This window comes from Fibrella musci (genome assembly GCF_041321105.1).
In the GTDB taxonomy this organism is placed as follows: Bacteria; Bacteroidota; Bacteroidia; order Cytophagales; family Spirosomataceae; genus Fibrella; species Fibrella musci.
Genome location: NZ_JBGGWD010000002.1, coordinates 775,508 through 788,625 on the forward strand (window position 1 = coordinate 775,508; position 13,118 = coordinate 788,625).

Sequence of the window (13,118 nt, forward strand, 5' to 3'; positions counted from 1 at the left end):
TGTGAACCGTAGACTGAGAACTCATTTTTTATCGTATTTCTTCGGCGCGTACAGAAAGCCAAACGCTTCAGCTCCTTCGCGGGTGTGCACTTTGTGGTGCACGTAATGGGCCCGCATAATACGGAGTAAGTACGGGTTTTTCGTTTTGAAATTGATCTTAATGCGTCGATGCACGATGATGTCGTGAAAGACGAAATAGCCAATTCCGTAGAGTGTGACGCCCGCGCCGATCGGGGCCAGAAACCAGAGCGAGGGCACTTCCAGACCCACCACCACCAGGCCGGTAGCTACGAAACTAAACACCACGCTGAATAAGTCGTTTACTTCGAAAAACCCTTTGTGCGCATTGTGGTGCGAATGGTGCCAATTCCACATAACGCCGTGCATGATGTATTTGTGGGTGAACCAGGCGACCCCCTCCATCGTGATGAGGGTGGCGAGTGCGATGACAACGTTTACGAGCATTTTTGCGTTTATAAAGTAATCGCGTTTGATTGAGTAACGACCAACGCTGGCATAAAGTTGGCAGGCTTTGCTTTAGCGATGTCGCTTATATAGGCACGATGGCCTATTACGTAGGTTACGCTTGCAATTTCGCCGAAGGGTTGTACATTTAGGTGTGATCGAAACGCAGTATGGTGGGCAGATCAACTCTCGACTATAAGGCTCTCAAAGACCTGGTTCGCCAGGGCGAGGGCCACTCACTTGAGTTCAAACTCAAGACCAACCATCCCGACAAGATAGTTCGGGAAGTCGTCGCCTTCGCCAATACAGATGGCGGTATCCTCCTGATCGGAGTGGGCGACGACCGCACCATCCCAGGCCTTAAGTATGCCGACGAAGATGAGTACCTACTGGTACGAGCTATCGAAAAGCTATGCTTTCCGGCCATTCCGTACACGCTTGAGCGCGTCCCGCTGCACGACGAGCGTGAGGTGCTGGTGTTACGCATTCCCCGCAGCCCGCACCGACCTCACTATGTGCTGCCCGACCCCGCCGACCCCGAAAATCGGAAGGTGTACGTGCGGGTGGCCGATAAGTCGGTGCAGGCCAGTAAAGAAGTGCGCGAGATTCTGAAAGCCGAGCGGGCCGATCGTAGTGTTCGCTTCACCTATGGCGATAAGGAGCGCGTGCTGATGCAACACCTCGTTCAGCACCCGTCGATTACGGTCGACTCATTTGCGATGCTGGCCAATATCCCCCGCAAAATTGCCTCCCGAACGCTAGTCTTGCTGGTGCTGGCCAATGTGCTGGATATTCACCCCAGCGATGTGATGGATAAATACACCAGTAAGGTAGTGGGCTAGGCCACTTACCTGATGAGGTTTACGGTGGGCATGCCGCTCCGCTAAGAACACCTATTTAGCTTTTAGAATAGCACTCAGTTGCTCAGGGTTAACCTTGGCGAGTGTCTTTTTCATCAAAGCCCGTTTTTGAACGAACACCTCCTCCCTGCTTTTAGCAGATGGGGTTTCTTTGCCTGACGATGTCGACTGTCTCATTGTCTTAATGCTTGAGTTTCACTAGAAAAGCTTCGGCGCCGCTATTTGGCGAATAAGGTAGAATATCACTTCCGTAAACGCCCTATACACGAAAATAGTTGACAGCCAGTTGATAGTTGTCTGGCTTTGACAAGATACGGTTGTATAGTCGTTGACGTAGGTTCATCTCACCGATACCTTCAGGGTCACTACCTTGAAAATACACGGTTTCAGTAGGGTTTGCCAACAGAAACGTATGAAGTATAGTGGCTACTGTTGCGAAAATCATTTCTGCTTGACCATACCCACTTCGGGCACTATCGCTAAATACGCCTTCCGCTAACACGTCAACCAAAGCCATATTTGTCAGTCCCAGTATCGGTTTATCAAAAAGTACGCGCTTGTGTACAAAGGCTGGCTGTTTACTTGTGTTGAGTATATAAAAATCAAATTGTCGTCCGTCTAACGATGGGGCAACAGGAAATACAGGTTTCATTCAATTGAATCTGGTGGGATCAGCACGATAAAAGTATAAAATTTACCCAAAGCAGACCCGCTGAACGTACCTGGGCCTTTTCGGTGTTCTGTAGGTAGTTATGTTGACGACTACACTTCAGAACAAGGCGATTCAGGTACGTCATCTGGGCCTGATCGATTACCAGACCGCTTGGGATGAGCAGGAACGGATATTTGCCGATACGGTAGCCCGCAAGGTGGTCAATCGGGGTCTCTCACCCGATGAGCAACAGCCCACGCCCAACTATTTACTCTTCTGCGAACACCCGCACGTGTATACGCTGGGCAAGAGCGGGCACGAGTCGCACCTGCTGGCCAACGACGAATTTCTGAAGCAGATCGGCGCGACGTATCACCGCATCAACCGGGGCGGCGATATCACTTACCACGGCCCCGGCCAGTTGGTAGGTTATCCCATTCTGGATCTGGACAATTTCTTTACCGACATTCACCGCTACATGCGGCTGCTCGAAGAAGCGATCATCCAGACATTGGCCGATTATGGGATCGTAGCCGGGCGCATTGCTGGCCTCACCGGCGTATGGCTCGACGACGAGGCCGGTGCCCGCAAAATCTGCGCGATGGGGGTGAAAGCAAGCCGTTGGGTAACGATGCATGGCTTTGCGCTCAACGTCAATACCGATCTGCGTTATTTCGATCATATTGTGCCCTGTGGCATTCCCGACAAAGCCGTTACGTCGATGCAGCAGGAGCTTGGGTACGTTGTTCCGTTAACCGACGTAGCCGAGCGCGTACAGAAACACTTGATTGACTTATTTGAGATGAAAGAGATGGCGGTATGAACTAGGAAATATGGAGTATGAAATGGCTTTGCTCGGCTAACGTACCTGACCCGGCAAAGTCATCTCATAATTCATATTCCTTAATTCATGCTTCATGCATCCCTCATATTTCCAATGAAAAAAGACATTGCTTTCTTACCCGTTGAGGGCATACAGGTGGTTGTGGCTCGGAAATTGAACGAACTAAACCAATACGACTGGCAGGTTTTCCTGATCAATCAGAATCAGCAACCAATTGAAAACGTGTTTGTTACATCAAGAGGTTATGGCGAAAAAGATGGTGAAGAGCAAAAAACCGCTACGCTCCGCCATTATTTCGTCAGCCTGCAACCCGGTCAGCATGAGGTGGTTGAGACCATTATGCCCGACGTTTTTCACCTGAATAATGAATACTGGGTCAGTTATTTTATTGGCTCCCAGATTTACGACAAAAAATTCATCTTCGTCCCCGACAGCATCACCGAGTCGCACTTGGTCAACGTACCGGCGCTTGGGCTGGAAGGGATATTACACGTTTGAGGCGGAGGACCTGACGCGGCCGGCAGTGGGACGAAACAACCCACTGCCCGCACCCCACGCCCCCCGCCATTTCACATGAGACCTAAACAAACCAAGTATAACCGCCCCGCCAAAGGCCCCGAAAAGGGCGCTGGCAAATCATCGGCCCGGCGCACGCGTTCTGGGCAGGATGCCCAACCCCGACAGCCCATGTCGTATGTCGACGAACTGACGAACGACATCGCGGCCTTTTTTGAAATTAACCCCGCACAACCCTGGTCAACGATGGACGTCATGGACAATTTTGAGGTCCACGACCCGCGGCTGAAACGAATTGTGCAGCAAATCGTGGGTGATCTGGCCGAGCAGGGCCGCCTCACCCGCCTGCCCGATGGCCGCTACCAGTTTAACGAACAGCGGGATAAAAACACCATTCTCGGCACGGTGGAGCACGTCAGCCCCAATTTTGCTTTTATCGTTCCCGATAATACCATCCGCGACCGCGACAAAGACATCTGGATTCCGGCCGAAGACCTCGGCGGCGCCGTTGATGGCGATCAGGTACGTGTAGTCGTTTTCAGCGATTCGCGGCAGCGCGGCACCCGGCAGATCAGCAAACGGCTGGTGGGGCGCGTGGCCAGCATTGCCAAACGGGGCCGGCCCGAACTTGTGGGTACGTTAGAAAAGCGGGGTAAAGGCCTGGTTGTCGTACCCGACAGTCGCCGGATTTACCACGACATCCTGATACCCGACGATAAACTAGGCGGGGCGGTACTGAACGAGAAAGTGCTGGTGCGCCTGACCCGCTACCCCGATGCCGGTGACGAAGATGGTCTATTTGAAGGCGAAGTCGTGACGGTGCTGGGCAAAGCCGGCGAGCATAACACCGAAATGCACGCGATTCTGGCCGAATTTGGCCTGCCGAATGAATTTCCGGCCGAGGTAGAGCGCGAATCGGAGGAGATCCCGGTGACGATCGACGAGGCTGAAATTGCCCGCCGGCGTGATTTCCGGGGTGTTACCACGTTCACGATTGACCCCGTCGATGCCAAAGACTTTGATGATGCGCTGTCAGTTCGGTATCTAGACAATGGTAACTACGAAATCGGCGTCCACATCGCCGACGTAACGCACTACGTGTTGCCCGGCACCGAGCTGGAAGAAGAAGCGTACAAACGGGCCACGTCGGTGTATCTGGTTGACCGGGTAGTGCCGATGCTCCCCGAGAAACTGTCGAACGGAGTTTGTTCGCTGCGCCCGCACGAAGACAAGCTGACGTTCTCGGCCGTTTTTGAACTGACGCCCGACGCCAAAATCGAGGCCGAATGGTTTGGCCGCACCGCCATCCACTCCGACCGCCGCTTTTCGTACGAAGAAGCTCAGGCCATTCTGAACGCGGGCGAGGGCGATTTTGTAAAGGAGCTGACGTTGCTCAACGAATTGGCGCACAAACTGCGCGATCAGCGATTCCGCCACGGGGCTATCAACTTCGAGACGCCCGAAGTGCGCTTCAAGCTCGACGAAAACGGCGTGCCGCTGGCGGTTGTGCCCAAGATTCGGCAGGATACCAACAAGCTGATCGAGGAGTTTATGCTGCTAGCCAACAAGCGCGTGGCCGAATTTGTGGTGAGTCTTTCGAAAGGGCCCGACGAAAACACGATGGTTTACCGTGTGCACGAAGGTCCCAACGAAGATAAGCTACAGGTCTTTGCCGATTTCGCCCGCAAACTGGGCTACAAACTCAACGTGACGGCCGAGAAGCTCTCGACGGCCATGAACAAGTTTATGGCCGATATTGAAGGTAAACCCGAGCAAACGATGCTCTCGCAACTGGCCGTCCGGACAATGTCGAAGGCGCGCTACAGCACCGACGACATCGGGCACTTTGGGTTGGCGTTCCGGCGCTATTCGCACTTCACGTCGCCCATCCGCCGTTACCCCGACATGATGGCGCACCGCCTGCTTCAACACTACCTCGACCGGGGCCGCTCGGTGGATCAGGAGGCGTTGGAAAGCCGGTGCAAACATTCGTCGGAGCGCGAGAAAGCCGCCGCCGAAGCCGAGCGGGCCAGCATCAAGTACAAGCAGGTCGAGTTTATGAGCAGGATGCCCGCCGAACAGGAGTTTGAGGGCGTTATTGCCGGTGCTACCGAGTTTGGTTTCTTCGTGGAAATCCCCGAAAACAGCTGCGAAGGCCTCGTTCGGATGCAGGACCTGACCGACGACTTTTACGAGTACGATAAGGACAACTACCGCATCATTGGCCGCAAGAGCAAGAAGATGTATACTTTCGGCGATTCGGTTACAGTAAAGGTGAAAGAAACGAACCTGGGCCGCCGCAGCATCGATTTCGCCCTTGTCCGTGATAATGCCCAAACGGCCCCTGACCGGGGTACGTCGCGCCGGTCGGGCACCGACGACGGCGACAGCCTAGCCGACCGCCGCGCAGGGCGCAAGTTCAGTGGTTCGTCGGGTAACGCGCGCAACGAAACCCGCGCCCGCAAGGCTGCTGGCGGCGAAACCAAACGCACCAAAGGCACCGCCCCCAAAGGCCAGAATCGCCGCGGCGGCCGCAGTCGCTAGGCACACATGATTAATAGTAAGAAAGGAGTAGCGGTCAACGTTGCTCCTTTTTTTATGCCTTGCTGGCAGCGTAACGGGTTATATGCCCGGCTCCAGCCGGGCTATGCCGATAGCGGCTACCCGTCGCTGCCCGGTTGGAGCCGGGCGTTACTCATCAGGACTTCGCGATAAAAAGCCTGTAGCTTGTCGGCTTCGGTGGCCCAGTTGTATTCCTGTTCTACGGCGCGGCGGCCACGTTCGCCCATCGCGCGGGCTTCGTCGGGGTGCTCGATCAGGTACGTTAGGGCAGCGGCCACGGCGTCGGGATCGTAGGGCGATATGCAGAAGCCGCAGTTATGGCGTTCGACGATGTCTTTGTACAGGGGAAAATCGGCGGTAACGACGGGTAGACCCAGCGCCATGTACTCGAATAGTTTTGTGGTATAGGATTCGGGGTAATCGCCGACGGGCTTGAGCAAAGCCAGCCCGGCAACGGCCCCGTCGGCGTAGGGCAGTGCCAGACGCTGATCGGTGTAGCCATAAAAGCGCAGCCGGGTTTTCACCGCCTGATAGTCGGGGTTAGCGTCGAGGGTTGTTTGCGAAAAGGTTTGTCGGCCGAACAGATGCACGACAAAATTCGGGTACGTTGCCTGTAGGCGATTGAACGCAGCCAGCAGGGTGTCGAAGGCACGCTCCATACTGAGCCAGCCAATGTAGAAAAACGAATACGGATTTGTCTGCAGCTTGTAAGGTGTTCGGTAGGGCTCCAGCAGCGGCAGTGCGGCATAATTGTACACCACCACCGACGGTTTCCGCAGGTTGGTGTAGGTGGTGAGGTAGCCGTGTTCGGTGAATACGCAATAGCAATAACGCCGCGCCAGCTGATCCAGTCCGGCAAACGCCCGCGTGAGCAACCAGCTTTTGTTTCTGGTTTTCAGATGCATTTTCTTGAACAGGTTCTCCTGCACTTCGTAGATCAGCCGGGCACCGCGCAGCCGAAACAAGAACGCAAAGGGAATGAACTCAGGTACGTAGAAATGCACTACGTCGGGCCGGAGTCGCCAGCATTTCCAGACAACCAGCGGGCAGGTGAGCAGGATACGCCAGATAATCTGCTCGTAATAAGGCAGGGAAATAAATCGCACGTTGGGTGCCACCGCCAGGTCGGCGTCGGGAATCGCGCACCAGACGTCGTAGGTCTCGGCCAGAGCCGGGCATTGTTTATAGACAATACGGGGGTCGTGGGGGCGGTGGGCGGTCGTAATGTGCAGAACACGGGGGCGCATCAGTCGGTAATCATCGGCAGCTTACGCAATAGTCAGACTTACAGCCGACTTTACCTCGAAAATCGACAACAAACCGTGTCTTGCTTAACGACTTAGCCAATTCGGAAAAATTGATCGATCATCGTCGCCAAAATCAGCAACATACTAAAACCGCTATTGACGTAATACACCTCGGTTGGTGAGCGGACTATTTGTATCCATACCGGCGCAGTTCCCGGTCGATTTGGGCGTTCCAGCGAGCTTGTACGTCCTGGTCAATCCCGTGGCGGGTTTCGTCGTCGTATTGTTGCTGCCGCTTACCCAGTTCCCGATACATCTCGATATATCGATACTGAATGTTGCTGTTGTAATCGTTGAGCGACAAGCTATCGGGGTTGAGTGCCTGCTTAAATTCTTCCATCGCCAGCCGCGCAATGTCAAAATGGCGTTGCTCGTGGTTGAGGGCGTAGTCGTTGTGGCCAATCGGCTTCACCCACGACTGGCTTTTCAGCATAAACACCTTCAGTTTCAACCGCACATTGACCGTGCCTTTTTCTACCTGACTTTTGCCCTCATACGACACGCCGGGCATAATCTGGGCGGCGTAGCGGTTGTTGGGTGGGGGAATTGCCCGGAAATCGTCCCAGATCAGGGGCCGGTCAGGATCGTAGAAAACGGTATCACTGCTGGCGGGCGTACGGGTTTTCACGTCGGTCAGCGACACCGCCAGTTTACCCGCCAGCGCAGGTACGTTGTCGACTTCCTTATTCATGTAGTTGTTCAGGTAACGGAGCCCTTCGTTGACGCTCTGCCGGATGGTGCGCTCGATCACGTCGGTTTGACCGATGGGGCGCTGGTAGCGGGCGTTGCCCTGAAACGTGACCAACGACAGATTCTCGTCTTCGCGGCGCACATCAAACGCGAGTGTCAGCGCCAGTTTGCCGCTGACACTACCGCGAGGCCCGGCGGTTTCGGTCAGTTTACCCGCCGTTACGCGCAGCACAATCGGACGCAATTTGGTGTTTCGGCGCACAATCTGGTCGATATAACGGGCCAAAGCCGGGCCCGTTCCTCCCTGCAAATCAACTGGTTCGGCGGGTTTATCGGGGCGCAGAACCAGGCTGGCAAACGATTCTTTCTCAGCACGCTGATCAAGCACGTCGGCCACATAAAACTCTGTAGGCGTAAACGGCAGTGGCTCAGGGCGAAGCTGAATGACGGCGGGGGGAAGCGGTAAGCGAACAGTGGCGGTCTGGCTATCGGCGGGGCTGTTTGGGTTGAGCACGAGGCCCCAGCACAGCAGGCCGACAGCAACCAAACTAGCCATCATAAACTTGTTTATAATCAACGACATAAGGGCTCGGACCAGTAGTATGACCGTACAGGTATATAACGCAGTTGACCGCTCATTCGTGCCGCGTCGGAGCCCCGCCGGAGTGGCCGATTTTACGGGTTTTACACCTGACCGACATCAGCCGTTCAGGTACGTTGCGTCACCTCATCACGTACCTGGCTATTCCAAATGGGCACCCGGTTTTTGAGGCTATACTTCTTTTTCGGTAGGGCTACTGGCAGCCACCGGCTACTTTTGCGCCCATATGAAACCGTTTCCCAAGTTAATCGCCTTCGACGCCGACGATACCTTGTGGGCCAATCAGCCCTTGTTTGATGAAGCCGAGGAAGAGCTTCGCCGGTTACTCAGGCAGTTCGGCTCCGACGAACAAATCAATCTGGTCTTGCTCGACATACAGGCCGAAAACCTGCACCTGATGGGTTATGGTGCCAAAGGGTTCATGCTGTCGATGATCGAGGTGGCCATCCGCCTGACCGACGGTCAGGTACGTGGCACGCAGATCCAGCAGATTATCGAGTTGGGCAAAGAGTTGCTTCGGTTCCCGATTACGCTCATCGACGGGGTCGAAGACGTTTTGCAAACGCTCAGCGCCGACCACGAACTGATGGTGTTGACCAAGGGTGACCTGTTGGATCAGGAGAGTAAGCTCGCCCGCTCCGGTGTGGGGCAATATTTCAGCCATGTCGAAATCGTAAGCGAAAAACACGAAGCGGCTTACCGGCGCATCTTATCGCGCTATTCAGTCGAACCGGCTGATTTTCTGATGATTGGCAATTCGCTCAAGTCCGATATTCTGCCCGTCATCAACATTGGCGGGCAGGCCATTCACATCCCGTATCACACGACCTGGCACTTTGAAAAACTCCCCACCGACTACCAACTCGGCGAGTATACTCAGCTCGACAGTATCCGCGATGTACCGGGCTGGCTCACAACGGCCAACTAGGGTACGTACCTGACGAAAACAAAACGGCCCCCGATTCATGCGAATCGGGGGCCGTTTTACCGAACCTATAAGGTTTTCGAAAACCTTATAGGTTTATGCGTTTACTCGACCAGCATGGCTTTGCCGCTCATAATGTCGGCTTCAACGCTCTTGTATTTCACGTCTTTCTTCACCGTGCCATCGATGTATTGAACCGTCACGCGGGCGTTACGGTCAATCTTGGCGTTGCGAACCGGCACCTGCTTCGGCATGGGTGGTGCACCTGCGCCCGCCGCGTTGTTGGCCGCCATTCGGCGCGCATACTCTTCGGGCCCGCTAGCCAGATGGTCATCATCGAAATCTTCGATGTTGGTATGCAGTTCGGGCATCGGTTCGGGACGGCGTTGCGCCGGGGCCGACTGAATTTCCTGCTGCACCTCCTGCGCGTCTTCGGCCGGAATGTCGGCTTTGGCCAGGAAGCTGATCGTGTCAAAGTTGACTTTGCTGAGGAACCGTTTGAACAACTCGACCGACTCAAACTTGTAGACCAGCAGCGGGTCTTTCTGCTCGAATACGGCGTTCTGTACTGACTGCTTCAGATCGTCCATTTCGCGGAGGTGTTCTTTCCACTCCTGGTCGATGAGCGACAGCGTAACCGATTTTTCCATTTCGCGCACCACTTCGCGGCCACCCGTTTCTACGGCTAACCGGAGGTCGGTCACGACTTGTAGGTCGTGCACACCGTCGGTGAAGGGCACCACGATGTTCTTGATGAACTGCCCCTGCTGCTCGAGCACCTGCGTTAGCACGGGCAGCATTTTTTCGGCTACCGCGTGGTTTTTAGCCTGATAATGCTGCTCGGCCTCATTATACAGCTTGTTGATCTGATCGGCTTTTTTCAGCTTGAAGAAATCGCCCTGCGACAGTTGCGTGTCAAGACCAAGGTTGGTCAGCAGTTGCAGTTTCACCACTTCGAAATCACCCTCGGCATTGTTGACGATCTCTTCCACCACGTCGTACATGGTGTTGGCGATGTCGAGCGGAAGCCGTTCGCCAAAGAGGGCGTTGCGCCGACGGTCGTAGATGGCCGTCCGCTGGTAGTTCATCACGTCGTCGTACTCGAGCAGCCGCTTCCGCACACCGAAGTTATTTTCTTCAACTTTCTTCTGCGCCCGTTCGATCGAGTTGGTAATCATCGAGTGCTGGATCACCTCGCCTTCCTCCAGACCCATACGGTCCATGAGTTTGGCAATCCGCTCTGACCCGAATAGGCGCATCAGGCTATCTTCGAGCGATACGAAGAACTGCGACGTACCTGGGTCACCCTGACGACCCGCCCGACCGCGCAACTGCCGGTCGACGCGCCGCGACTCGTGACGTTCCGTACCGATGATGGCCAGACCGCCCGATGCTTTCGATTCGGCGGTGAGCTTGATATCCGTACCCCGACCGGCCATGTTGGTAGCGATGGTTACGGTGCCGGGTTTACCCGCTTCAGCCACGATTTCGGCCTCACGCTGGTGGTATTTGGCGTTCAGCACCTGGTGCGGAATCTTCCGCATCGTGAGCATGCGACTCAGTAGCTCCGAGTTTTCAACCGACGTTGTACCCACCAGCACCGGGCGGCCCTTTGTGACCAGTTCGACGATCTCGTCGGCCACGGCGTTATATTTTTCCCGAACCGAACGGTACACCTTGTCTTCCTGATCTTTACGGCTTATGGCGCGGTTGGTCGGGATGGCCACCACATCGAGTTTGTAGATCTGCCAGAATTCGGAGGCTTCGGTTTCGGCCGTACCGGTCATACCACAAAGCTTGTGGTACATCCGGAAATAGTTCTGCAACGTGATGGTCGCGTAGGTCTGGGTGGCGTCTTCTACTTTCACGCCCTCCTTCGCTTCTACAGCCTGGTGCAGACCATCCGACCAGCGGCGGCCTTCCATGATCCGGCCCGTCTGCTCATCCACGATCTTCACCTTACCCTCCTGAATGATGTATTCCACATCACGCTCGAATAGGCAATAGGCTTTCAGCAACTGGTTGACCGTGTTGATACGCTGCGTTTTCACGGCGTAATCACGAATCACGGCTTCCTTACGGAGGATTTTCTCCTGCTCGTTGAAATCGCTGCTTTTGTCGATCATGTTAATATCGATCGACAAATCGGGCAGAATAAAGAAATTCGGGTCTTCGCCGTTGCCGGTGATATAGTCGATTCCTTTTTCAGTCAGCTCGATGCTGTTGTTACGCTCGTCGATGGTGAAGAACAACGGCGAATCAGCCTCGGGCATCAACTTCTGGTTTTCGGCCAGGTAGATCCCTTCGGTTTTCTGGAGCACCTGACGTACCCCCGTTTCGCTGAGCAGCTTGATGAGGGGCTTGTTTTTGGGCAGGCCACGGTACGCCCGGAACAGCGCCAGACCACCTTCTTTTTCGTCACCCGCGGCAATTTTCTTACGGGCTTCCACCAGCAGATCATTCACAAGACGACGCTGCGCTTCCACCACGCGCGACACGCGGGGTTTCAGTTCTGCATAATCCTGCTCGTCGCCGCGTGGTACGGGCCCCGAAATAATGAGGGGTGTCCGGGCGTCATCGATCAGCACGGAGTCGACCTCATCGACCATGGCGAAATGGTGTTTCCGCTGCACGAGTTCGTCGGGCGTGCGGGCCATGTTGTCGCGCAGGTAATCGAAGCCGAATTCGTTGTTGGTGCCATAGGTGATGTCGGCCAGGTACGCGTTTTTGCGCGCTTCCGAGTTGGGCTGATGCTTGTCGATGCAATCTACGCGCAGGCCATGAAACTCAAACAGCGGTCCGTTCCATTCCGAGTCACGCTTGGCGAGGTAGTCGTTGACCGTTACAATGTGCACACCCCGGCCACCCAAGGCGTTCAGGAAAGCAGGCAGCGTCGACACCAGCGTTTTACCTTCACCCGTGGCCATCTCGGCAATTTTGCCGGTGTGTAGCACCACACCACCAATCAGCTGCACATCGTAGTGCACCATGTCCCAGCGGATGGTATTACCGGCGGCATCCCAGGTGTTGGCCCAATAGGCTTTGTCGCCATCGATACGGATGTGCCTTTTACGCATCGCCAGTTCACGGTCATAGTCGTTGGCCGTTACTTCCAGCGATTCGTTTTCCGTGAAGCGGCGGGCGGTTTCTTTAACCACCGCAAAGGCAACGGGCAGAATGGCCAGTAGCACACGCTCCAGTTCTTTGTTCCGGTCTTTTTCGAGCCGGTCTACCTCGCTAAACAATGACTGCTTGCGGTCGACATCCATATCGGGATCGTCGGCGACCTGCTGCCGCAGTCCGGCGATCTGCTCGTCGATAGGCTGCAACTCGTCGACGATCTGGGTACGTAGCTGTGCCGAAATAGCCCGCAGTTCGTCGTTCGAGAGGTCTTTCAAGCGCGCAAACTCGGCGTTGATCTGCTCTACGTAGGGCGTCAACTCTTTCAAATCGCGTTGCGACTTGGTGCCAAATAGTTTGGCGATACTTTTCGTGATGAAATTACTCATTTAGCTATAAAGAGGCTGGTCAGGCTATTCGCGAAGCCAACAGGCTGATCAGCTCGTCGTTACTTTTCCGTTTACAAAATTAACAGATAATGCCGGGAATGTTGGTAGCCCACTGGGACACACCTGCTAACGACTACCCAGGCTGTCTCAGAACCGGCTCGATTTTGAACCGATCGGTAGCCCGAAT

Annotated in this window: 10 protein-coding genes; 5 read left to right on the plus strand and 5 right to left on the minus strand. The window is 54.9% G+C overall.

The genetic code is table 11. The annotated features are described in order from the left end of the window. Positions 1 to 21: 21 nt before the first annotated feature. Positions 22 to 465 (minus strand): sterol desaturase family protein, encoded by a 444-nt coding sequence (locus tag ACAW74_RS08950; protein ID WP_370697846.1) that lies wholly within the window; start codon positions 463 to 465, stop codon positions 22 to 24. A 170-nt stretch (positions 466 to 635) separates the two neighbouring features. Here ACAW74_RS08950 and ACAW74_RS08955 point away from each other — a divergent pair, with 170 nt between their 5' ends. Continuing rightward, positions 636 to 1,307: an AlbA family DNA-binding domain-containing protein gene (locus ACAW74_RS08955; protein ID WP_370697847.1), complete on the plus strand. Its 672-nt coding sequence runs from the start codon at positions 636 to 638 to the stop codon at positions 1,305 to 1,307. 277 nt (positions 1,308 to 1,584) lie between these two features. Here the strand turns inward: ACAW74_RS08955 and ACAW74_RS08960 are convergent, their stop codons facing one another. Next, positions 1,585 to 1,977 (minus strand): DUF6934 family protein, encoded by a 393-nt coding sequence (locus tag ACAW74_RS08960; protein ID WP_370697848.1) that lies wholly within the window; start codon positions 1,975 to 1,977, stop codon positions 1,585 to 1,587. 100 nt (positions 1,978 to 2,077) lie between these two features. On the opposite strand from ACAW74_RS08960, the gene lipB reads away from it, so the two are divergent. From lipB to rnr, 3 genes are all read left to right on the plus strand, one after another. Then, positions 2,078 to 2,800 (plus strand): lipoyl(octanoyl) transferase LipB, encoded by a 723-nt coding sequence (gene lipB, locus ACAW74_RS08965; RefSeq protein WP_370697849.1) that lies wholly within the window; start codon positions 2,078 to 2,080, stop codon positions 2,798 to 2,800. A 114-nt stretch (positions 2,801 to 2,914) separates the two neighbouring features. Next, complete coding sequence (locus ACAW74_RS08970) at positions 2,915 to 3,319, plus strand: hypothetical protein (RefSeq protein ID WP_370697850.1); 405 nt, start codon at positions 2,915 to 2,917, stop codon at positions 3,317 to 3,319. Positions 3,320 to 3,394: 75 nt separating this feature from the next. Next, a complete protein-coding gene (rnr, locus tag ACAW74_RS08975) occupies positions 3,395 to 5,881 on the plus strand; it encodes a ribonuclease R (RefSeq protein ID WP_370697851.1) in 2,487 nt (828 codons plus the stop codon). A 116-nt stretch (positions 5,882 to 5,997) separates the two neighbouring features. Here the strand turns inward: rnr and ACAW74_RS08980 are convergent, their stop codons facing one another. Beyond that, positions 5,998 to 7,146 carry a glycosyltransferase gene (locus ACAW74_RS08980; RefSeq protein ID WP_370697852.1) on the minus strand — a complete coding sequence of 383 codons (1,149 nt, stop codon included), beginning with the start codon at positions 7,144 to 7,146 and terminating at the stop codon, positions 5,998 to 6,000. 187 nt (positions 7,147 to 7,333) lie between these two features. Further along, the gene (locus tag ACAW74_RS08985) at positions 7,334 to 8,479 is read right to left on the minus strand and encodes a DUF922 domain-containing protein (RefSeq protein WP_370697853.1); all 1,146 of its coding nucleotides are present in this window, start codon (positions 8,477 to 8,479) and stop codon (positions 7,334 to 7,336) included. Positions 8,480 to 8,723: 244 nt separating this feature from the next. Here ACAW74_RS08985 and ACAW74_RS08990 point away from each other — a divergent pair, with 244 nt between their 5' ends. After that, a complete protein-coding gene (locus ACAW74_RS08990) occupies positions 8,724 to 9,425 on the plus strand; it encodes an HAD family hydrolase (RefSeq protein WP_370697854.1) in 702 nt (233 codons plus the stop codon). Positions 9,426 to 9,526: 101 nt separating this feature from the next. On the opposite strand, the gene secA is transcribed toward ACAW74_RS08990, so the two are convergent. Then, entirely contained in the window at positions 9,527 to 12,931 is a 3,405-nt protein-coding gene (gene secA / locus ACAW74_RS08995) for a preprotein translocase subunit SecA (RefSeq protein WP_370697855.1), read from the minus strand. Between the last annotated feature and the right edge of the window lie 187 nt (positions 12,932 to 13,118).

What these genes read in the sequence shown, in the direction of transcription:
- rnr (WP_370697851.1), top strand. Translation starts at nt 3,395, where the DNA reads ATGAGACCTAAACAAACCAAGTATAACCGCCCCGCCAAAGGCCCCGAA.
- ACAW74_RS08970 (WP_370697850.1), top strand. Translation starts at nt 2,915, where the DNA reads ATGAAAAAAGACATTGCTTTCTTACCCGTTGAGGGCATACAGGTGGTT.
- ACAW74_RS08955 (WP_370697847.1), top strand. Translation starts at nt 636, where the DNA reads ATGGTGGGCAGATCAACTCTCGACTATAAGGCTCTCAAAGACCTGGTT.
- secA (WP_370697855.1), bottom strand. Translation starts at nt 12,931, where the DNA reads ATGAGTAATTTCATCACGAAAAGTATCGCCAAACTATTTGGCACCAAG.
- ACAW74_RS08985 (WP_370697853.1), bottom strand. Translation starts at nt 8,479, where the DNA reads ATGTCGTTGATTATAAACAAGTTTATGATGGCTAGTTTGGTTGCTGTC.
- lipB (WP_370697849.1), top strand. Translation starts at nt 2,078, where the DNA reads ATGTTGACGACTACACTTCAGAACAAGGCGATTCAGGTACGTCATCTG.
- ACAW74_RS08980 (WP_370697852.1), bottom strand. Translation starts at nt 7,146, where the DNA reads ATGCGCCCCCGTGTTCTGCACATTACGACCGCCCACCGCCCCCACGAC.
- ACAW74_RS08950 (WP_370697846.1), bottom strand. Translation starts at nt 465, where the DNA reads ATGCTCGTAAACGTTGTCATCGCACTCGCCACCCTCATCACGATGGAG.
- ACAW74_RS08960 (WP_370697848.1), bottom strand. Translation starts at nt 1,977, where the DNA reads ATGAAACCTGTATTTCCTGTTGCCCCATCGTTAGACGGACGACAATTT.
- ACAW74_RS08990 (WP_370697854.1), top strand. Translation starts at nt 8,724, where the DNA reads ATGAAACCGTTTCCCAAGTTAATCGCCTTCGACGCCGACGATACCTTG.